The sequence below is a fragment of the Pseudomonas sp. BP01 genome (genome assembly GCF_022760795.1).
GTDB lineage: Bacteria > Pseudomonadota > Gammaproteobacteria > Pseudomonadales > Pseudomonadaceae > Aquipseudomonas > Aquipseudomonas putida_Q.
In genome coordinates this window covers 19,188-39,636 of sequence record NZ_JAFBKA010000037.1, presented here as the reverse complement: position 1 = coordinate 39,636, position 20,449 = coordinate 19,188, and the positions used below count along the sequence as shown (strand labels likewise).

Sequence of the window (20,449 nt, the reverse complement as noted above, 5' to 3'; positions counted from 1 at the left end):
ACCGGCCCTTTCGCGGGTAAACCCGCTCCCACAGGGACTGCACAAGGCTCGAGCATTGGGCAGTCCTGGGACTGCGCAAGGCTCGAACCCGGCAGAGGTACCTGTGGGAGCGGGTTTACCCGCGAAAGGGCCAGTACAGGCGATGCAAAAACCTCAGGCCCGCCACAGGTACCAGGCCGCCACGGTTCGAAACGGCCGCCAGCCGCCGCCCAGCGAGCGCATCTGCGCAGGTGTCGGCGCCTTGTCCAGCCCCTTCAGCCGTCGGTAACCCTCGCGCACGCCAAAATCATCTACTGGCAGAATGTCTGAACGCTCCAGGCTATAGATCAGCAGCATCTCCACCGTCCATCGCCCTACCCCGCGCAAGGCTACCAAGCGTTCGATCAGTGCTTCGTCGGCCATGGCCAATGCCTCTTCCCGCGTCGGCACCAGGCCTTCCAGCCGTGCCTGGGCAATGCCTTGCACCGTGGCCATCTTGCTTGCCGAGAACCCACAGGCGCGCAGGGTTTCCGGGCTGACCGTCAATAGCTGCTGTGGCGTCGGGAACGCAACCTCCGGGAACAATGCCAGCAACCGGCCAAGGATCGCTTCGGCAGCCCGGGCATGCAGTTGCTGGTAGGCGATGGCCCGCACCAATGCCTCGTAGGGCTCACGCCCCGGCGTGGCCTGGTGCAGGCAAGGGCCGATTGCAGCAATGTGCCGCGACCAGTCCGGGTCGAGTGCTGCCAGGTATTCAGTGGCCTCGCAGTAGGCCTCGGGCGAAAGGTCGGCCAGAATCATGACGCCTCCAACAGGTTGAGTGCAGGCCCAGCTTAGCTCAGCCGTTCATCGGGTAAACGCCGGTTCTTGCGCGGCGAATTCCTGGCATACCATTGCCCTGCGCCGCGTTCCCCGCATAGAATTGAGAACTATTCACAATCGCACAGTTCACAGGGCCGGGCCTTCGCTACGATGCAGATCAACGACACGCTCAAGCCGACCGAGGTCGCTCTGCTCTACCAGGCCCACCACAGCTGGCTGCGCGGCTGGTTGCGCAACCGGGTAGGTTGCAGCGAGCATGCCGCCGACCTGGCCCAGGATACCTTCGTGCGGCTGTTGCGGGCCCGCCAGGCTTCACCACTGAAAGAGCCACGCGCCTATCTCAGCAGCATCGCCCGTGGCCTGATGATCGACCAGTTCCGCCGTCGCGCACTGGAACACGCCTACCAGCAAAGCCTGGCCCACCTACCCGAAGCCGAGGTACCCAGCGAAGAGCACCGCCTGGTCATTCTCGATGCCCTGGGCCGCCTCGACCGTGCCCTGCACCAGCTCAAGCCGCGTGTTCGCCAGGCGTTTCTGCTGGCTCAACTGGATGGCTTGAGCATCGTGCAGATTGCTCAGCAGCTGGAAGTGTCGCGGGCCACCGTCGAACGCGACCTGGCCAAAGCCCTGGGCGTCTGCTACCGGTTACGTTATGCCGATGCATGAGCCGGCGCAGGCGCAGGTCGACCAGGCCATCGACTGGCTGGTGAAGCTGCGCTTCGACCGCCCCAGCGCACGTACCGAGCAGCAATTCCAGCACTGGCTGGCCAGCCACCCGCACAACCCGCTGGCCTGGCAACGGGTCAGCCAACTCGGCGACGAACTGGCCGGGCTGCCCAAGGACCTGAGCCGGCGCACCCTGGACGGCAGCCAGCGCCAGCGCAGCAGCCGCCGTGACCACCTCAAGTTACTGAGCCTGCTGGCCGTGGGCGGCAGCCTGGGCTGGGCCACGCGCGAACCTCTGGGCCTGCCGCAACTGCTGGCCGACAGCAGCACCGCCACGGGTGAACGGCGCCAGTGGCAAGTCAGCGATGGCAGCCATGTACAGCTCAACACTGCCAGCGCCATCGACCTGCATTACAGCGCCGAGCAACGCCAGTTGGAACTGGTACGCGGCGAGGTCAGCCTGGACAGCAACCCCAACGATACCCGTCCGTTCTACATCGACACCCGCATCGGCACGCTGACCACCCTCAACGGCCAGTTGCTGCTGCGTGAAAACAACCAAGGCCTGCTGCTGGCAGTGCGTCGTGGTGAAGTTACGCTGTTCCCCACCTCGGCCACACCGCGCCAGGTGCATTCGGGCGAAACGGTACAGATTGGGGCCAATGGCAGTGTCCACACGGTGGCGCTGCACAGCGACCCTTGGGGCTGGACCGACGGTGTGCTCAGCGTGCAGCAGATGCCACTGGGCGAGTTTGTCGCAGAGCTCGCCCGCTACCGCCCGGGCCTGTTGCGCTGCGCCCCTGAGGTGGCGAACTTGAAGGTGTCAGGCACCTATCAGTTGGCCAATACCGGTCAGATCCTGCAGTTGCTCACCCGCAGCCTGCCGGTACGTGTCGACTACAAAACGCGCTACTGGGTAAGCATTGGCGCAGCCTGAAAAGCACATCATTCCGCCACGGCGCGCATGCGGCCCGCGCGTCGGTACGATTGCCGGGCAAAACACACGAACAACCCGGCCATCAGCGCCAGCGCCATGGGCAGGCCATGCGGGGCCACATCCATCGCCGCACCACTCACCAGCGGGCCGATCAGGCTACCAACGCCCCACAACAACCCCACGCTGGCATTGGCAGTGACCAGATCCTGGCCTTTGAAACGTTGCCCGATCAGCACCAACGCCAGGGTATAAATGCCCCCCGCAACCGCGCCCAGCACCACCAGCAGCGGCCACAGCAGCCAGGTCATGTTCAGCAGCCACGGCAGGCCGATGCCAATCGACATCGCCACCAACCCGCACACCAGGTGCAGCCCGGTGCGCTCCACCCGATCGGCCAGCCAGCCCAACGGCAGCTGGAACAGCATGTCGCCGGCAAACACCACCGTCACCATCAGCGCCGCCACGCCTACGGCAAAACCATGGCTGGAGGCGTACACCGGCAACAGCGACAGCACCACGGCATCGAAGAACGAGAAGAACAGCACCGCCACACACAGCGCAGGTGCCACGCGGAAGAAGCCGGCCAGGCCGAAGCTCTTGTCGCCTTCTTCATGCTCGACATGGTCATTGGGTACGGTCAGCACGATGCACAGCAACGCCAGGCCATAGCAGGCGGTGACCACACCGGTGATCCACGGGCTGTTGGCGCCCAGCAGCGCGAGCATGGCCGGGCCGAGCACCTGGAAGCCGGTAAAGCTGGTGGCATAAAGGGCCATGATCTTGCCGCGATTGTGCTCAGGGCACAGCTCGTTGACCCACGACTCGCCGAGGATGATGGCGATGCCCATACCCAGCCCCAGGCCCAGGCGCAGCAGGGCCAGCAACCACATCGAGCCGAAAGCCGATTCGAGCAAGGCGATGCTGACGGTGCACAGGCTGAAGCTCAGCAGGTAGATGGTGCGCCGGGTGAGGTGCCGGCAGCAGGCGTCGACCAGAAACGCCGAGAGCATCATGCCCGCAGCGGGGATGGCCGAGATGATGCCGATTTCCAGGGTACTGGCCCCGGCCTCATGCAGGCGCAACGACACCAGCGGCAGGCTGGCCCCCAGGCTGAAGCCCACGACAGAAACGGCGAACAACAGGCCCGCCAGCAAACGCATGTTCATGTACCACTCCTTGCAAACCAGAAAGACGTGCAGACACAGGCGCGCACGCCGGGGCGGCGAGCGACGCAAAAGCGCAGATCAGTTCAGGCGAGGTGTGGCGAGAAGGTGAAGGCAAACAGCACGCTGCGGCGACGCTTGAGCACCGTATCGCTCGGCCACGCACGACGCAGGGCCTGGAGCGCAGGCTGGCGGGCATGTGGGAGGGACGGGTTACGGCGCATTGCTTTGGCTACTTTGTAGAAGGTTGAAAAGAGGCGGCACTCTAGGCGAAGGGTATCAGGCAGTCAATTGTCGGGGGCCGCTGCGCGCGCCATCGCCGGCAAGCCAGCTCCTGCAGGTTTTGCACATGACTCAAGGTATGTACAGCCGAGGTGGGAGCTGGCTTGCCGGCGATGGGCTGCAAAGCAGCCCCATATAATCAGCGCTTGCCGGTACTTGGCAAGAACACCGCCAGCAACCCGAACAACGGCAGGAACGAGCATAGCCCGTACACATACTCGATACCGCGCAGGTCCGCCACATACCCCAGCAGCGCCGCGCCAATGCCGCCAAAGCCGAACATCAGCCCGAAGAAGATCCCGGCGATCATGCCCACGCTACCCGGCACCAGCTCCTGCGCATACACCACGATCGCGGAAAACGCCGAGGCCAGGATAAAGCCGATCACCACGCTCAGCACGGTGGTCCAGAACAGGTCGGCATATGGCAGCGCCAAGGTGAACGGCGTTACCCCCAGGATCGAGAACCAGATCACGGCCTTGCGCCCTATGCGGTCACCGATCGGGCCGCCAAAGAACGTGCCCGCCGCCACTGCACCCAGGAACAGGAACAGGTGCAACTGCGAGCTGGCCACCGACACATCGAACTTCTCGATCAGGTAGAAGGTGAAGTAGCTGGTGAAGCTGGCCATGTAGAAGTACTTGGAGAACACCAGCAGCCCCAGCACGATCAGCGCCGCGATCACCCGATTGCGTGAAATGCCATGGGTGGCCTGCACCGCCTTGCGCGCCTTGGCCTGGTTGAGGTGCTCCTTGTACCAGCTACGCAGCATCAGGGTTACACCGAGGAAGAACAACCCTGCCAGGCCGAACCAGGCCACGTGGCTCTGGCCGAACGGAATGACGATGGCCGCGGCCAGCAGCGGGCCCAGTGCGGAACCGGTGTTGCCGCCAACCTGGAAGGTCGATTGGGCCAGGCCGAAGCGCCCGCCCGAGGCCAGGCGTGCAATACGCGAGGTTTCCGGGTGGAACGTCGACGAGCCAATCCCCACCAGCGCCGAGGCCAGCAGAATCATCGGGAAGCTGCCGACGAAGGCCAGCATCACGATACCCACCAACGTGCACAAAGTGCCCAGCGGCAAGAGGTTCGGCGTTGGCCGGCGGTCAGTAAAAAAGCCGACCCAGGGTTGCAGCAGCGAAGCGGTGATCTGGAACGTCAGGGTAATCAGGCCGATCTGGGCGAAGCTCAGGTCGTAATTGGCCTTGAGCATCGGGTAGATCGCCGGCAGCACCGACTGGATCAGGTCGTTGATCAAGTGCGCCAGGGCGCAGAAGCCGATGATGCGCATTACCAGCGGCGTCGCTTGGCTCGCCGCTGCGCTGGTGGACGCCGTGGAGGCGCTACTGGTGGCCATGTGCCTGAATCTCCGTCCGCAGTTTGGGATCCGATTATCGGGAAACAAATAGATACATAGCTACCTTTTTTATCCCTCCGTCGTCACGTACTTGAAAATGGTTCTCAATATAATTAGCATCCTTAATCCAATCCCTGTCATCGTTGGGCGAAACGGCCCCTCTCGTGAGCAGACTGAACCCATGAGCCCGATGCCCGCCAAGCAGCTGCAGCCCGACCCACAGCAAGAAGCGCTGGAGTGGTTTTCGCTGTTGCGCCAGCCCGGTTGCGACGAAACCCAGCGCCAGGCATTCGCAGCCTGGTGCCAGGTCCAAGAGAACGCCCACGCCTACGCCGAGCTGGAGACATTCTGGCAACAGCTGCAACCACCCGCCCGCCCTCGCCCACGGCAGGTCACTGTGCGTCGCAGCCACCTGGGCAAATGGATGGCGCTGGTGTTCCTGCTCGGGTTGGGCGCCGCAGCCTACCTGTACTGGCCGCTGATGCAGCGCCTGGCCAGCGAACTGCACACCGATGTGGGCGAGCGGCGCAGCACACGCCTGGCGGATGGCACGACCTTGAACCTGGACAGCGCCAGCGCCATGAACGTCAACCTGCGCGGCCGCACTCGCCAGCTGCACTTGGTGCAGGGCCAGGTGTACCTGGACGTCGTGCTCGACGGTCGGGCCATGGAAGTGGAAGTTGGTAACGCACGCATCCAGGTGTTCGGCACCCGCCTGCAGGTAGCCCGCCATGCCGGTCATGATGAACTTGTGGTACTCAGTGGCAAGGCCATGGTCACCCAGGGGGGTGAACAGCGCATGGTCTCTGCAGGCGAGCGGGTCACCTTCAATGACACACGCATCGACCCGGTGCAGAAGGCTGACCTGAAAACCGCAGACAGCTGGCGCAACGGCCGCCTGAAAGCCACCGACATGCCATTGGGGCAGGTGCTGGGGCGCCTTGCCGGCTATCAGGGGCAGCGCGTGTGGATGATGGATGAACAGATGGCCCACCGACGCGTTAGCGGCGATTTCAACCTCGACCGGGCTGGCGAAAGCCTGCAATCACTGGCGGCGGCCCAGCATCTGCAGCTTCAGGGCGTGCTCGGGCACTGGCTTGTGGTGCACTGAAACCAAGCCCGGCCGCTAAGTTTTTGAAAGCGTGCAAATTTTTTTTGAAATGAGTGTTGACAGAGGGTCCGTTCAAGAGAATAATGCGCGCCATCGGCTACATAGCTCAGTTGGTTAGAGCATAGCATTCATAATGCTGGGGTCCGGGGTTCAAGTCCCTGTGTAGCCACCAAACAAGACGAAGGGCTTACCGCAAGGTAAGCCCTTTTTCTTTGCCTGCGAAAAAGCCCCCACGCTTTAGGGTTGAGCAAACAATGGCACGGAGCACGCAGTCGCCCGTCAACGTATTCCGGTCACCCCCACTGCGAGACCAAGGCCAATCAGCGCCAGCCCGATGACGCGGTCTACCAGCACTTGCCTGTCGATCATCGCCTTGCGCAATACCGCACTTGAGAAAAACACCGCCACCAGGCTAAACCACAGCCAATGGGCAAAGGACATGAACGCGCCGTAGGCAAAATCCAGCGCCAGCGGGCTGCCTGGCTGCACCACCTGGGTGAAAGCGCTGATAACGAACAACATGGTCTTGGGGTTCAGGGCATTGGTCAGAAAGCCCGTGCGCAGGGCGTGCAGCACGCTGCCGGCGGGTTGACTGCCGCCCTCGAGGTGGATGCGCTGAGTGTTGGTAAGCGACTTGTAGCCCAGGTAGATCAGGTAACCCGCACCGAGCACTTTCATGACCAGGAACAGCGCCGGGCTCTGGCTGATGATCACGGCAATGCCCAGCACCGTGTACAGCACGTGCACCTGCACCCCCAACGCGATGCCGACCGCGGCGGCCAGCCCGGCCCTGCGGCCTTGGGCATAACTGCTGCGGGTGACCATGGCGAAATCGGCGCCAGGGCTGATGACGGCGAGCAAGGTGAACAGGGCGACGGCGATGATTTCGGTCATGCTGATGGCTCTCGATAGGCGATGAAAATGCACAGGCCTGGGGATTATCGAGGGCTTATGAACCAGGAAAAATCGATTTATAGTGAGGCATATCTGATAGTTTTTTTCACAGAATAATAACGCCTGCGCCGGCCTCTTCGCGGGCACGCCCGCTCCCACAGGGATCCCACCGCACCGGAAAAAAGCACATTACCTGTGGGAGCGGGCATGCCCGCGAAGAGGCCGGCGCAGGCAAAAAGGGATGCCATGAAGCTGCCGCCACTCAACGCCTTCCGCTACTTCGACATCGCCGCCCAGACCGAGAGCTTCGTGCGCGCCGCCGAGCACTTGCACGTCACCCACGGCGCGGTCAGCCGCCAAATACGCCTGCTTGAAGAAAGCCTTGGCGTGGCGCTGTTCGAGCGCCGTAACCGGGCCATTTTCCTCACCTCCGCCGGCCGTGCCCTGCAAGGCACCACCCAGGCGATCTTCGAACAGCTCGAGGGCGCCGTGCAGCGCTTGCAACAACAGGCCCGCGACAATGTGCTGGTGCTGTCCTGCGAGCCGACCATCGCCATGCGCTGGCTGATCCCGCGCCTGCCCCGCTTCCATGCCGACCACCCCGACCTGCAGCTGCACCTGGTGGCCGCCGGCGGGCCGCTGGACTTCGCCCGCAGCGGTGTCGACCTGGCAATCCGCCGCGACGACTTCCACTGGGACAAACAGCTGTTTAACCAGAAAATCTGTGACGAATGGATCGGCCCGGTGTGCCACCCCTCCTCCCCCACCCAGCTCGACGGCCAACGCCTGCTGCACAGCACCACCCGCCCCGCTGCCTGGCCCACCTGGCTGCGCCTCAGCGGCCAGCAGGCGCGGCACAACGAACGCAGCGACTACGAACACTTCTACCTGACGATCCAGGCCGCCAGCGCCGGCCTGGGCCTGGCCATGGCCTCAGCCCTGATGGTGCGCGATGAACTCGACAGCGGGCAGCTGCAGGCACCGTTCGGTTTTGTGCGCGATGGCTCGGCTTATCACCTACTTAGCCAACAGCCCCTGGACGACAGCGGCAAGCGCCAGCGCTTCGCCGAGTGGGTAATGGGCGAGTGCCAGCGCTGCCTGGCTCACTTGGGTTTGACGCAGAACGACGACCCCGCGCTGCCATCGCCGCCCCAGGTGCGATAGCCAGCGGTATCCAGATGGATGCGCCCCGACGGGTAGCGCCCCAGGCCCATGCTCCACGCCTGGCCATGCTGCTGCCAGAAACGGCACAGCGGGTTAGGGTCGGCCCAGGCCGGCAGCAGGATATCGACGGCGAAGGCGCGGGTATGGGCACTGTTGGCAGCACCGCCTGCACACCTATTGAGACGTGGGTCGCGATAGGCCGAAACCACCTCGAACTGGCGCAGGATCCCTTGGTCGTCGAGCGTCTTGATCAGCGAAAGGGTCGAGCGTACAGCCGGCCAGTTGCTGGCAGGCGGCACGGCGAAGGGAGAGGCGTGGCACAGCTTCCAGTCAGAGGCCGAACGCAGCAGTTGGTGGATAGGCACTACACCGTAAAGACGGGCATCCACCAGCATTTCACGAAAGGGACGGGTTTGATGGTCGCCGGCCCACTGGGCGAACATCCACAGGTCGCGTTGGTCGGCGTGGGCAGTGCCCGCTATCAGCAGGCCTGCCGCCAGAAGCAGTTTTTTCATTCTTCATCCATCCCTGCATAGAGAACAAAGAAAGCTGCGCGCTGGATGGCACCGACTATGCCAGGTCAATCCTCAAGCAGGGTGCAGGCCATCACCAAGGCGTCTTCACGGCCACCGGCAATTGGATAATAGTCGCGGCGGCGGCCGATTTCGTTGAAACCGTAGCGCTCGTACAGACGATAGGCCGACTGGTTGCTGGCGCGAACTTCCAGGAAGCATTCGCGGCCATTGAGCTGGTAGGCCCGGGCCATCAGGTGCTCCAGCAGGCGCAGGCCCAGGCCGCGCCCCTGGTTTTCAGGTTTGACGGTGATGTTGAGCAGGTGCGCCTCGTCGATGATCACGTTGATCACACCATGGCCGACCTGCTGCTGGCCATCGAACATCAGCCAGACTTCGTACGACTTGAGAGCATCCTGAAAGATCCCGCGGGTCCAGGGGTGACTGAACGCGGCATATTCGATCTTAAGTACGGCTTCCAGATCCGCCTCGGTCATCGGGCGGAAACTGATCGATTCACTCATTCAACGCTCTTCCAGCGCGCCATCAGCTGGCGCATGGCTTTCCAGACGTCCGCCTTGCGCTGCGGCTCGTCCATCAACAGTTCAAGGCCCGGCAGCGCCCAGGCAACGCCCAGGCCGCCCAGCTCAAGGGTTTGGTAATAGGCCTCGGCATCGGCATTGGCGGCAAAGCGCAGTGCCGGCAAGCCGATCAGCCACAGGCAGGTACTCGGGGCGTCCTCCAGGCGCGCCTGGACAAAGCCCTGGACGAAGTCGCGCGCGGCTTCGGGGCCCTGGTCCATGTTGCCGCGTACCAGCAACGGCCAGCGCACCGGTTCGCCGATGATCTGCGGGGCGTCAGGCAGGCCGGCGGCGCGCAGCATGTCCTTGAGCAGCAGGTAGGACGGGTCGCGGCTCTGAAACGGCTGGCCGGTGGTCAGTTCGACCAGCAGCAGGCAGCTGCCAGCGCGCAGCAACTGCAGCGAGAAGCGCGGTGGAGGCACCGGGGCCGGCCGTGGCGGTGCGGGCTGCTCCTCGGCCTCGACGGGCTTGGCGGCAGGCTTGGGCGCACTACCCGGGCGCGGGATCTCGATTTTCGGCCGCTCACCGGAGCGGGCCTGGGGGCTGGCGGGCGTTTCGTTTGCAGCCGGTGCCGGCCTGACTTCGAAGTCGATGTCCTCGACCGGCGCCACCGGCAATAGCAGCTCGGGGCGCGACGGTGCGGCGAACGGCAGTTCGGCGCGCGGCAGCCAGTGCACCACTTGCATGGCAGAAAGGTAGGCGCGGCGACGCGGTTCGGTCAGCAAGGGGCGGATATCCGAGGGGCTCAAGACAGTTGGGCATTCTAACGTGTACGCCTTGGGTTTTGCAGCGCCTATCAGACCGAGCGCCGCGCGGGCGGCGCGCGATCTCCACACCACCACAAAAACAACGCCATACACCCACAAACAAAAAGGTTATCTCTCATTACAGACCAAGGGGTGAAAACCTCCCCCCCGGATGCAGTACAATCGCCCCCTTTTTCTTGGCAACGAGTCGAAGCCAATGATCGAACCCAAGCGCGTCCTGCGCGCCCTAGCCGAACACTGGGCCCTGATCGAGCCGCTGTGCGAGCGTTTCGACCAGGGCACCCTGAGCCTGGTCGAGTTGCGCCAGCATGTGGGCCGCCAGCAGCTCGAAAGCACCCCGCAGGACATCACCCAGCTACTCGACGTGTGGATCCGCCTGGATATCCTGGTCCCGGTGGCCAAGAGCCCGAACCGCTTCGAGCTCAACGCGCAGATCCACGACTTCCTCGCCTACCTGCGCCGCGAACACCGCCTGGGCCTGTGCCTGGAGATCGAAGCCTACCTGCGCCACCTCGAACGCCTGGCCGGCCATATCCAGGACGCCTTCGACAACCGCGACAGTGACGACCTGGCGCGCCAGCTGCGCCTGCTCGACATGCGCGTACGCGATGTGCTGAAAAAGCTCGATAACGACGAACAGGCACTGGTTGCCGTGGCCGAGCGGGCCAAGACCAGCAACCGCCAGATCCCGCTGCGCCAGCGTTATGCCGAAGTACTGGCCACCTGGGACGAATACGTCGAGCCGATGATCCAGCTGGTGAACGCCGACGGCGCCTTCGAACAAGGCGTGCGCAAGGTTGAGACCGTGCTGCTGAAGCTGCTGGGCGAACAGGCGCGCCTGGGTCACCTGGTCGATGACGACATGCTGCTGCGCACCCACGCACGCATCCTGGAAATGCAGACCAGCGCCCAGCTGACCCTGCGCCACGCCCGTGAATTGCTGCTGCCGCTGCGTGAAGAAGCCCGCCGACACAACGCCGTGACCCGTGGCGCCGCGCTGGCCTTGTCGGTGATCCGGCGCAAGGGCATCGACGCCGTGCCGCAGGCGGCCATGCCGATGTTCACCCGCCCGCAAAGCACCTTCCTCGGCAGTGCCAGCCAGGTCGAGGCCTATGTGTACGCCCTGGCGCGCTTCGAGCCCAAGCCGGCGCGCTTCCCCAAGGCCCACAAGACCCAGTCCGGCGCCCTGCCCCGTGCACCACGCACGGTCAAGGAAATGGCCGAACGCTGCGAACAGGCCCTGCCACTGCCCGACCTGATGGTCTGGCTGCTGGAACAGGAACCCGAAGGCGCCACCGACGAACTGCTGTACTGGTTCTCGCGCCTGTCGCGGGAAAAGCGCTTCAAGCGCGAACGCCTCGAGCGCCGCGAATACACCACCCAGGAACACCTGGTCAGCCTGCGCTCGTACGCCCTGACCTCCAGCCGCGAAGACGCCACCAGCGCGCCTACCGAACCCAACGCGAGCCCAGCCCATGCATCTTGATCTTTCCGAACTGTCCCAGCTCGCGCCGATCTTCCGCGAGCTGTTCAAAGGCTTCCACGTCAGCCGCCGCGACCCCGAGCTGTACGCCCAGCTGTCGAACTTCCAGGACCAGTACCGCACCTTGTTCAAGGCCCTGGGCTTCGAGCTGGTGTGCGATACCCGCGGCTTCTATTACTTCGTGCCGGACATGACCGCCGCGCAGGTCAACAAGACCGCGCAGCGCTTGTCGCTGTTCACCTTCATCCTGGTCGAGCACCTGGCTGACCAGGGCCGTGACCCAATGGCCGTGCTGGACGGCGGCAGCATCGGCCGCGACGAACTGCCCTCGCTGCTGGACAAGTACCGCGACCTGTTCCTGCAGGCCGAAGTGCAGACCGTGGACGAGTTGGAAGAAAAAATCCTGCGCCGCATGACCCAGCTCGGCTTCGCCCATGAAGAAGGCGGCATCTACCGCTTCCTGCCGCCAATGCACCGCTTCCTCGATGTGTGCCTTTCGGTGCAGCAGGACCGCGACCTGGCCGCCACCCTGCACAGCGTGCTGCCGCTGCCGACCCCGGTGCTGGTCGAGGAAGAAAGCCCCGAAGAACTCAACCGCACCGACGACCCGCTCGACCTCACGCCCTTCGAGGGCGAGGAAAGCGAAGAGGACGCCCTGGCCCGGGCCATCCGCGAAGAGCAACAGGAGATTGACGCATGAGCCAGGAACGCTACGGCATCCGCCGCTTTGCATTGCTCAACACCGCCGGCTACAGCCTTGGCCTGTTCCCGCTGGAGCATCCGCTGTCGGTATACGGTGCCAACAACCTGGGTAAATCGGCGTCGATCAACGCCCTGCAGTTCCCGATCCTGGCGCGTATGTCGGACATGAGTTTCGGCAAGTACAGCCTCGAACAGTCGCGCCGCTTCTACTTCGCCAGCGACACCTCGTACATTCTCTGCGAACTGAGCCTGCCCCACGGCCCGCACGTGATCGGTGTGGTCGGCCGCGGCCCGGGCGGCGGTTTCGGTCACCAGTTCTTCGCCTACAAAGGCGAACTGGACCTGGCCCATTACCAGAAGAACGACACCTGCCTGCGCCAGAAAGAGCTGTTCACCAATCTGGAGCGGCTGGGCATCAAGGCCTATGAGCTGAAGCCGGACGAACTGCGCCGCCTGCTGGTTGGCGGCCACACCTCGGTGCCGCTCGACCTGACCATGATCCCGCTGCGGTCCACCAGCGAGCAAAGCCTGAAAACCTTCCGCGCGCTGTTCATCAACCTGCTACACATGCGCGAAATTACCGCGGCCAAGCTCAAGCAGCTGTTCCTTGATGCCTTCGAGCACAGCCTGCGTTCGGGCAGCGTCGACTACATTGCCGCGTGTGAGGAAGCCTTCCGCGACGTGCGCCGCATGGAGCAGGACTACAACGCCCTGGTCGCTGCCGGCCCATTGGTCGAGGCCCTGGCCGGTGGTGTCGCCCAGCGCGACATTCTGCGCGGCAAGCTGCATCGCATTTCGCCGGTGCTCGATACCCTGCTGGGCACCTGGCAGGAATACGCCATGGCGCGCAAGGAAGAGCTGGTCATCCAGTCCGAGCACTATCGCGGCGAGCAGGACCGCCTGCAGAACGACCAGCGCGGTGGCACTCAGGAGCTGATGCGCCTGGAGCGTGAAATCACCGGTATCCAGCGCTGGCTGGGCGAGCTGTCGGTGCTCAAGCACCGCTTTGCCCTGGTCGATGACGTCAAGGTCCTGGAGCAGCAACTGCTGGCAGCCAAGGATGCCCACGACGAACTGGCCGGCGCCCTGGCGCAGTCTCGCCAGTTCAGTGCCGAAGACCTGGACGAGCGCGTACGCGACCTGGAAAAACGCCTGAAGCAGGTCAAGCAGCAGCTGGACCACGCTGACAACAACAGCTACGCCCGCCTGCGCGAAGAGTTCTCGCAGCAGGACGTCGACCGCCTGATGCGCCTGTTCAACGGTGCACTGTTCAGCCTGCCGCTGGGCGACCGTGGCATCGAGCTGGACGACAGCGCCCTGTGGGTAAAATCGCTGGAAGCGGTGCTGGACGGTTTCAAGGGCGAGCGTTTCGAAGCCCCGGGCCTGTCCATCGACCTCACCCACATCGACCCACCGGCGCTGCAGGCCCTGGCCGACCGCGCCGCCCTGCGCGACCAGAAAGAGCGCCTGGAAAAAGAGCTGAAGCAGCTCAAGACCCAGCAGGCTGTAACCGCCGACCGCACCGCTTCGAAGGCGCAGACCGAAACCCTTTACCAGCAAGTGCTGGACGCGCAGAAGGCGCTGGAAGACTTCCGCCGCAGCGAAACCCTGGCCGCCGAAGAGCCCGAGAAGCTGGAACAGCTGTCGCAACTGGAAGCCGCCCAGGACGAACTCAAGCGCTCCAGTGATGCCTTCACCGAGCGCGTCCAGCAGCTGTCGGCCAAGCTGCAGCTGGTCGGCCGGCAGATCGGTGACCTCGAGTCCAAGCAGCGCACTCTGGAAGACGCCCTGCGCCGTCGCCAGCTGCTGCCGGCCGACCTGCCCTACGGCACCCCGTTCATGGAAGCCATCGACGACTCGATGGACAACCTGCTGCCCCTGCTCAACGACTATCAGGACAGCTGGCAGGGTCTGCAACGGGTAGACAACCAGATCGAGGCGCTGTACGCCCAGGTGCGCCTCAAGGGCGTGGCCAAGTTCGACAGCGAAGACGACATGGAGCGACGCCTGCAACTGCTGGTGAACGCCTATGCACACCGTACCGAAGAAGCCCTGACCCTGGCCAAGGCCCGCCGCGCGGCGGTCACCGACATCGCCCGGACCCTGCGCAATATTCGCAGTGACTATGACAGCCTCGAGCACCAGCTGGCCCTGTTCAACCGCGAGATCAACAAGCGTCAGGTCTCCAACCTGGAGAGCTTCCGCGTGGTGCTGGCGCCGAACAAGGAAGCGCTAAAACACATCGACCAGATCATCCACAGCGCCGGCCAGTACGAAGAAGGCGAAACCCTGTCGGTGTTCGACCTGACCCAGAGCGCCGAACAGGACAACAAGAACGAAGAGGCCAAGGAGTACCTGGCACGCCTGGTGGCGGCCAACCACAACCAGCTGGGCCTGAAAGACCTGTTCGAGCTGGCGTTCGAGATCACCAAGGTCAACGGCCAGCCGATCATCCACGCCGACATCGACGGCGCCGCGTCCAACGGCACCACCATGACCATCAAGGCGCTGACCAACATGTACTTGTTGCTGCACCTGATGGACCGCGACCTGGCCGGGCGCATTCGCCTGCCGTACTACCTGGACGAAGCAGCGGACATCGACGAACGCAACCAGGCCGCACTGCTTGAGACCAGTTTGCAGCTGGGCTTCGTACCGATTCTGGCGAGTGTGAAGCCACAGGTATCGGCGCACGTGGCAATCGACCTGGAAGGCGGCAGCGGGCCGAACGGCATCTACATCGACGAGGCGGACTGGAAGTTCATCAGCCGGCTGGATGAGGTGAAGAAGGTTGTGCGTGAGGATCAGGCCGAGGAACTGGCCTGACATTTGTGTATGGGGCCGCGTTGCGGCCCATTCGCCGGCAAGCCAGCTCCCACAGGTACTGCACAAGGCTCAAGGTCTGCGCAGCACCTGTGGGAGCTGCCTTGCCGGCGATTGGAGGCCGTAGGCCTCCCGCGATTCAACAGGCTATCAATGAGCCCAAGGCAGGATCGGAATCGCGGTCACCGCGTTCTGCGGGCTGCCTTCGATCATGCGGTCGCTGTACACCAGGTACACCAGCGTATTGCGCTTCTTGTCGAGAAAGCGCACCACCTGCATGGTCTTGAACACCAGCGAGGTGCGTTCCTTGAACACTTCCTCGCCGTCTTTCAACTCACCCTTGAAGTTGATCGGCCCGACCTGACGGCAGGCAATCGACGCCTCCGCACGGTCCTCCGCCAGCCCTAGGCCACCCTTCATGCCGCCAGTCTTGGCCCGCGACAGGTAGCAGGTCACGCCCTCGACCTTGGGGTCGTCAAACGCTTCGACCACGATGCGGTCGTTCGGCCCCAGGAACTTGAAGACAGTGGACACCTGGCCGACTTCCTCGGCCCCGGCCAGCATTGGCAGCGCCAGTGCCGCCACGGCAATTACCCGCTTGAACATGCTCATACCAGCACCAGATTGTCGCGGTGTACCAACTCGGGCTCCGCGCTATAGCCAAGGATCGACTCGATGGTATCGGACGACTGACCAATAATCTTCTGCGCCTCCAGGGCGCTGTAGTTGGCCAACCCGCGGGCCACTTCAACACCGTCCGGGCCAACGCACACCACCATCTCGCCACGGCGGAAGCTGCCCTGCACGGTCTTCACGCCAACCGGCAGCAGGCTCTTGTTGGCCTGGCGCAGCGCCTGCACGGCGCCGGCATCCAGCACCAGGGTGCCACGGGTTTGCAGGTGGCCAGCCAGCCACTGCTTGCGCGCAGCGAGCATGCCGCGCTCTGGCGACAGCAAGGTACCCAGGCGCTCGCCCGCCTTGAGGCGGTCCAGCACGCGCTCGATGCGGCCACCGATGATGATGGTGTGGGCACCGGAACGGGCAGCCAGGCGCGCGGCGCGCAGCTTGGTCTGCATGCCGCCACGGCCCAGGGCACCACCGGTACCGCCGGCCACGGCATCCAGCGTCGGGTCGTCGGCACGGGCTTCGTAGATCAGCTGGGCTTCGGGGTTGTTGCGCGGGTCGGCGTCGAACATGCCATCGCGGTCGGTGAGGATCACCAGCAGGTCGGCCTCGACCAGGTTGGCCACCAGCGCCGCCAGGGTGTCGTTGTCGCCGAAGCGGATTTCGTCGGTGACCACGGTGTCGTTCTCGTTGATCACCGGCACCACGCCCAGGTCGACCAAGGTGCGCAGGGTGCTGCGGGCGTTCAGGTAGCGCTTGCGGTCGGACAGGTCGTCATGGGTCAGCAGGATTTGCGCGGTGTGCTTGCCGTGCTCGCCGAAGCTCGACTCCCAGGCCTGCACCAGGCGCATCTGGCCGAGCGCGGCAGCCGCCTGCAGCTCGTTCATCGCGCTCGGTCGCGTGGCCCAGCCCAGCTGGCTCATGCCGGCAGCCACGGCCCCGGAGGAGACCAGTACCAACTCCACGCCTGCCTCACGCAGCGCGACCATCTGCTCGACCCAAACGGCCATGGCACCGCGGTCGAGGCCTTTGCCATCGGCGGTCAGCAGAGCACTGCCAATCTTCACGACCCAGCGCTTGGCGCCCGTCACCTTGCTTCGCATCTTCTTCCAACCTATGTCGAATCTGTAGATACCGTGGATACAAAAACGCCGCTCCAGAGAGCGGCGTTTAGTGTACTGCAACCGGTCAGTCGCGCACGTAAATGATTTCCGGACCGTCTTCGTCGTCCTCGAAATCATCGTCCCAAGCGTCATCGTCGCCGATGTCGTGCACGCTCTTGACGCCAGTACGGCGCAAGGTACGCGCGTCGTCCAGGGCCTGCAGCTGGGCACGGGCTTCGTCTTCGATGCGCTGGTCGAGGTCAGCCAGTTCTTCGGCGTAGGCCGGGTCGTTGGCCAGGCGGTCGGCGCGGTCTTCGAGGTAGCGCATCAGGTCGTGGCTGAGCTTGTCGGTACCCTGCTTGGAGATAGCCGAGATCACGTAGACCGGGCCTTCCCACTCCAGGCGGTCGATCACCTCCTGCACACGCTCATCGCGCTCGTCGTCCATGACCATGTCCGACTTGTTCAGTACCAGCCAACGCTCACGCTCGGCCAGCGACGGGCTGAAGCGGGTCAGCTCGTTGACGATCACTTCGGCCGCATCGGCCGGGCTGCTTTCGTCCAGCGGCGCGATGTCCACCAGGTGCAACAGCACACGGGTACGCGCCAGGTGCTTGAGGAAGCGGATACCCAGGCCGGCACCTTCGGAAGCGCCTTCGATCAGGCCGGGGATGTCGGCGATGACGAAGCTCTTCCAACGGTCGACGCTGACCACACCCAGGTTTGGCACCAGGGTGGTGAACGGGTAATCGGCCACTTTCGGCTTGGCGGCCGAGACCGAGCGGATGAAGGTACTTTTGCCGGCGTTCGGCAGGCCCAGCAGGCCAACGTCGGCCAGCACCTTCATTTCCATCTTCAGGTCGCGCTGGTCGCCCGGCTTGCCTGGCGTGGTCTGGCGCGGTGCACGGTTGGTACTGGACTTGAAACGGGTGTTGCCCAGGCCGTGCCAGCCGCCTTGGGCGACCATCAGCTTCTGGCCAGGGGTAACCAGGTCACCGATCACTTCCTGGGTGGAAGCATCAATCACGGTGGTACCGACCGGCACGCGCAGGAACAGGTCTTCACCCTTCTTGCCGGTGCAGTCGGTGCTGCCGCCATTGGAGCCGCGCTGGGCTTCGTGGTGACGGGTGTAGCGGTAGTCGACCAGGGTGTTCAGGTTTTCGTCGGCAACCATGTACACCGAGCCGCCGTCACCGCCGTCACCGCCGTTAGGGCCACCGTTCTCGATGAACTTCTCGCGACGGAAGCTCATGCAACCGTTGCCGCCGTCACCGGCCTTGACCCGAATCGATACTTCGTCAACAAACTTCATTAAAACCGCCTCTCGTCGGTAGACGAGTTGAATGACTCAAAAACATGAGGCTCTTGCAAAAATGAGCGCGGCGGCCCCGTACGACCGTAGAAACCAACGCCGGCAACCCAGACAAACAGCTTTGCAAGAGGCTCACCACAAACGAAAAAGCCCCGTCGCATGACGGGGCTTCTGGAGCGACGTCGCGATTAAGCGGCGACGATGCTCACGTAACGGCGCATGAACTCGCCTTTCTTCTCGAACTTGATCACGCCTTCGATCTTGGCGAACAAGGTGTGGTCCTTGCCCATGCCAACGCCGTAGCCAGCGTGGAATTCGGTGCCGCGCTGACGGACGATGATGTTGCCTGGCTTGATAACCTGGCCGCCATACATCTTCACGCCAAGGCGTTTAGATTCTGAGTCGCGACCGTTACGAGTACTACCACCAGCCTTCTTGTGAGCCATGGTTCAATTCTCCAAATAAATTCAGGGGATCTAGGGGATTAAGCCTGGATGCCGGTGATTTTGATCTCGGTGAACCACTGGCGGTGGCCCATACGCTTCATGTGGTGCTTACGACGACGGAACTTGATGATGCGAACCTTGTCGTGGCGGCCTTGCGAAACGACTTCGGCCACTACTTTAGCGCCAGCAACAACTGGAGCACCGATGGTGACTTCTTCACCGTTGGCGACCAGCAGAACGCGATCGAAAGTCACGGATTCGCCAGTGGCGACTTCCAGTTTTTCGATCTTGAGGAATTCACCTTCAGCGACTTTGTACTGCTTGCCGCCGGTAACGATTACTGCGTAAGACATGGTATTTCTCCGATAATCCTGCTCACCCAGCGCTTTATATGATGAGTATTGGCTGGCATGGCTGCACAAGGCTGGAACGGCCCGGCGCAATTGCGTAAGGCAGGTGCTGCCCAGGAAGTTAGGGTGCGCGATTGTACGCAACCCTGGTTTTGCTTGCAAGTGCCGCCCCCGGCCCGCTGGCACCGCGCCTTGACACACCGGTACCCGCGACCTAGCATGCCGCGCAACCTCACTGGAGCAGCCGATGCAACCCCAAACCTTCTACCGCGCGGTGGCTGATGATTTCAGCGCCGTCGACGAGATCATCAAGAAGCAGCTGACCTCGCGCGTGCCGCTGGTATCGAAGATCGGCGACTATATCACGTCGGCCGGTGGCAAGCGCCTGCGTCCCCTGCTGGTACTGCTGTGTGGCAAGGCCCTGGGCCGCGAAGGCGACGACCTGCGCCTGCTGGCTGCCACCATCGAATTCCTGCACACCGCCACCCTGCTGCACGACGACGTGGTCGACATGTCCGGCATGCGCCGTGGCCGCTCCACCGCCAACGCCCTGTGGGGCAACGCGCCGAGCGTGCTGGTGGGCGACTTCCTTTATTCGCGCTCGTTCGAAATGATGGTCGAACTGGGTTCGATGCCGGTCATGCAGATCCTGTCCAAGGCAACCCGCGTGATTGCCGAAGGTGAAGTGCTGCAGTTGTCGCGGGTACGCGATGCCAGCACCACCGAGGAAATCTACATGGAGGTCATCCGCGGCAAGACCGCGATGCTGTTCGAAGCCTCGACCCACAGCGCCGCTGCGCTGGCCGAAGCCACCGACGAGCAGCGCGAAGCCCTGCGCACCTTCGGTGACCACCTGGGCGTGGCCTTCCAGCTGGTCGACGACCTGCTGGACTACAAGGGCGACTCGCAAACCCTTGGCAAGAACGTCGGTGACGACCTGGCCGAGGGCAAGCCTACCCTGCCGCTGATCTACACCATGCGCGAAGGCACTGCCGAGCAGGCTGCGCTGGTACGCCAGGCGATCCAGAAGGGTGGCCTTGAGGATCTGGAACAGATTCGCGTGGCGGTCGAAGCATCGGGCGCGCTGAAGTACACCGCAGAGCTGGCGCGCGACTATGTGAAGCGCGCCATTGCCTGCCTCGAAGTGCTGCCAGCCAGTGAATACCGGGATGCCCTGGTTGAGCTGAGCGAGTTTGCGGTCGCGCGTACCCACTGATCCGAGTCACCTCCATTCGCGGGCTTGCCCGCTCCCACAGGATGAGTACAGCCCTTGAGGTTGGTGCCATCCCTGTTGGAGCGGGCAAGCCCGCACTGCGTTTTGTCCGGACATAATCACTTCTGGAAAAATACCTTTTACAATGTGGGTTTTTAACC

Annotated in this window: 20 protein-coding genes and 1 tRNA gene; 9 read left to right on the top strand and 12 right to left on the bottom strand. The window is 63.5% G+C overall.

Annotation, left to right across the window (positions count from 1 at the left end; all coding sequences use genetic code 11):
• Positions 1-153: 153 nt before the first annotated feature.
• Positions 154-780: a DNA-3-methyladenine glycosylase gene (locus tag JOY50_RS24805; protein WP_138737759.1), complete on the bottom strand. Its 627-nt coding sequence runs from the start codon at positions 778-780 to the stop codon at positions 154-156.
• A gap of 171 nt (positions 781-951) precedes the next feature.
• On the opposite strand from JOY50_RS24805, the gene JOY50_RS24800 reads away from it, so the two are divergent.
• Both JOY50_RS24800 and JOY50_RS24795 read left to right on the top strand, forming a co-directional pair.
• Positions 952-1,467: a sigma-70 family RNA polymerase sigma factor gene (locus JOY50_RS24800; RefSeq protein ID WP_019471006.1), complete on the top strand. Its 516-nt coding sequence runs from the start codon at positions 952-954 to the stop codon at positions 1,465-1,467.
• A complete protein-coding gene (locus JOY50_RS24795) occupies positions 1,454-2,404 on the top strand; it encodes a FecR domain-containing protein (protein WP_243056015.1) in 951 nt (316 codons plus the stop codon). Before JOY50_RS24800 ends, JOY50_RS24795 begins: the two co-directional genes overlap by 14 nt.
• A gap of 8 nt (positions 2,405-2,412) precedes the next feature.
• On the opposite strand, the gene JOY50_RS24790 is transcribed toward JOY50_RS24795, so the two are convergent.
• Positions 2,413-3,570 (bottom strand): MFS transporter, encoded by a 1,158-nt coding sequence (locus JOY50_RS24790; RefSeq protein ID WP_132846710.1) that lies wholly within the window; start codon positions 3,568-3,570, stop codon positions 2,413-2,415.
• 418 nt (positions 3,571-3,988) lie between these two features.
• Positions 3,989-5,203 (bottom strand): MFS transporter, encoded by a 1,215-nt coding sequence (locus JOY50_RS24785; RefSeq protein WP_243056014.1) that lies wholly within the window; start codon positions 5,201-5,203, stop codon positions 3,989-3,991.
• 190 nt (positions 5,204-5,393) lie between these two features.
• Here JOY50_RS24785 and JOY50_RS24780 point away from each other — a divergent pair, with 190 nt between their 5' ends.
• Positions 5,394-6,314, top strand: coding sequence for a FecR domain-containing protein (locus JOY50_RS24780; protein ID WP_132846728.1), 921 nt, complete (start codon positions 5,394-5,396; stop codon positions 6,312-6,314).
• 95 nt (positions 6,315-6,409) lie between these two features.
• Positions 6,410-6,486 (top strand) — tRNA-Met (locus JOY50_RS24775).
• A gap of 107 nt (positions 6,487-6,593) precedes the next feature.
• On the opposite strand, the gene JOY50_RS24770 is transcribed toward JOY50_RS24775, so the two are convergent.
• Positions 6,594-7,208, bottom strand: coding sequence for a LysE family translocator (locus JOY50_RS24770; RefSeq protein WP_132846711.1), 615 nt, complete (start codon positions 7,206-7,208; stop codon positions 6,594-6,596).
• Positions 7,209-7,454: 246 nt separating this feature from the next.
• Between JOY50_RS24770 and JOY50_RS24765 the strand changes: the two genes are divergently transcribed.
• Positions 7,455-8,372, top strand: a complete 918-nt coding sequence (locus tag JOY50_RS24765; protein ID WP_138765965.1) for a LysR substrate-binding domain-containing protein — start codon at positions 7,455-7,457, stop codon at positions 8,370-8,372.
• On the opposite strand, the gene JOY50_RS24760 is transcribed toward JOY50_RS24765, so the two are convergent.
• The 3 genes from JOY50_RS24760 to JOY50_RS24750 all read right to left on the bottom strand — a co-directional run bounded on the left by JOY50_RS24760 (position 8,312) and on the right by JOY50_RS24750 (position 10,190).
• Positions 8,312-8,887 (bottom strand): D-Ala-D-Ala carboxypeptidase family metallohydrolase, encoded by a 576-nt coding sequence (locus JOY50_RS24760; RefSeq protein ID WP_243056013.1) that lies wholly within the window; start codon positions 8,885-8,887, stop codon positions 8,312-8,314. The two genes, JOY50_RS24765 and JOY50_RS24760, sit on opposite strands and share 61 nt — an antisense overlap.
• 65 nt (positions 8,888-8,952) lie before the next feature.
• A complete protein-coding gene (gene rimI / locus JOY50_RS24755; RefSeq protein WP_016484839.1) occupies positions 8,953-9,408 on the bottom strand; it encodes a ribosomal protein S18-alanine N-acetyltransferase in 456 nt (151 codons plus the stop codon).
• The gene (locus tag JOY50_RS24750; RefSeq protein ID WP_132846715.1) at positions 9,405-10,190 is read right to left on the bottom strand and encodes an energy transducer TonB; all 786 of its coding nucleotides are present in this window, start codon (positions 10,188-10,190) and stop codon (positions 9,405-9,407) included. Before JOY50_RS24750 ends, rimI begins: the two co-directional genes overlap by 4 nt.
• Positions 10,191-10,428: 238 nt before the next feature.
• Here JOY50_RS24750 and mksB point away from each other — a divergent pair, with 238 nt between their 5' ends.
• Genes mksB through mksF form a run of 3 tightly spaced genes read left to right on the top strand, consistent with a single transcriptional unit; the run spans position 10,429 to position 15,243 of the window.
• A complete protein-coding gene (gene mksB / locus JOY50_RS24745) occupies positions 10,429-11,718 on the top strand; it encodes an Mks condensin complex protein MksB (RefSeq protein ID WP_132846716.1) in 1,290 nt (429 codons plus the stop codon).
• Complete coding sequence (mksE, locus tag JOY50_RS24740; protein WP_016484836.1) at positions 11,708-12,415, top strand: Mks condensin complex protein MksE; 708 nt, start codon at positions 11,708-11,710, stop codon at positions 12,413-12,415. The genes mksB and mksE overlap by 11 nt, the downstream gene beginning before the upstream one ends.
• Positions 12,412-15,243 carry an Mks condensin complex protein MksF gene (gene mksF, locus JOY50_RS24735; protein ID WP_028614149.1) on the top strand — a complete coding sequence of 944 codons (2,832 nt, stop codon included), beginning with the start codon at positions 12,412-12,414 and terminating at the stop codon, positions 15,241-15,243. The genes mksE and mksF overlap by 4 nt, the downstream gene beginning before the upstream one ends.
• 147 nt (positions 15,244-15,390) lie before the next feature.
• Here the strand turns inward: mksF and JOY50_RS24730 are convergent, their stop codons facing one another.
• The 5 genes from JOY50_RS24730 to rplU form a co-directional block, all read right to left on the bottom strand.
• Positions 15,391-15,852: a CreA family protein gene (locus JOY50_RS24730; RefSeq protein ID WP_019470641.1), complete on the bottom strand. Its 462-nt coding sequence runs from the start codon at positions 15,850-15,852 to the stop codon at positions 15,391-15,393.
• The gene (gene proB, locus JOY50_RS24725; RefSeq protein WP_132846717.1) at positions 15,849-16,967 is read right to left on the bottom strand and encodes a glutamate 5-kinase; all 1,119 of its coding nucleotides are present in this window, start codon (positions 16,965-16,967) and stop codon (positions 15,849-15,851) included. Before proB ends, JOY50_RS24730 begins: the two co-directional genes overlap by 4 nt.
• A gap of 85 nt (positions 16,968-17,052) precedes the next feature.
• Positions 17,053-18,279 (bottom strand): Obg family GTPase CgtA, encoded by a 1,227-nt coding sequence (gene cgtA / locus JOY50_RS24720; RefSeq protein ID WP_243056012.1) that lies wholly within the window; start codon positions 18,277-18,279, stop codon positions 17,053-17,055.
• A gap of 188 nt (positions 18,280-18,467) precedes the next feature.
• On the bottom strand, positions 18,468-18,725 hold the full coding sequence (gene rpmA, locus JOY50_RS24715; RefSeq protein WP_003247464.1) for a 50S ribosomal protein L27: 258 nt from the start codon (positions 18,723-18,725) through the stop codon (positions 18,468-18,470).
• Positions 18,726-18,763: 38 nt separating this feature from the next.
• Positions 18,764-19,078, bottom strand: coding sequence for a 50S ribosomal protein L21 (rplU, locus tag JOY50_RS24710; protein ID WP_003247466.1), 315 nt, complete (start codon positions 19,076-19,078; stop codon positions 18,764-18,766).
• A gap of 244 nt (positions 19,079-19,322) precedes the next feature.
• Here rplU and JOY50_RS24705 point away from each other — a divergent pair, with 244 nt between their 5' ends.
• Entirely contained in the window at positions 19,323-20,291 is a 969-nt protein-coding gene (locus JOY50_RS24705) for a polyprenyl synthetase family protein (protein WP_016501544.1), read from the top strand.
• The last annotated feature ends 158 nt before the right edge of the window (positions 20,292-20,449 follow it).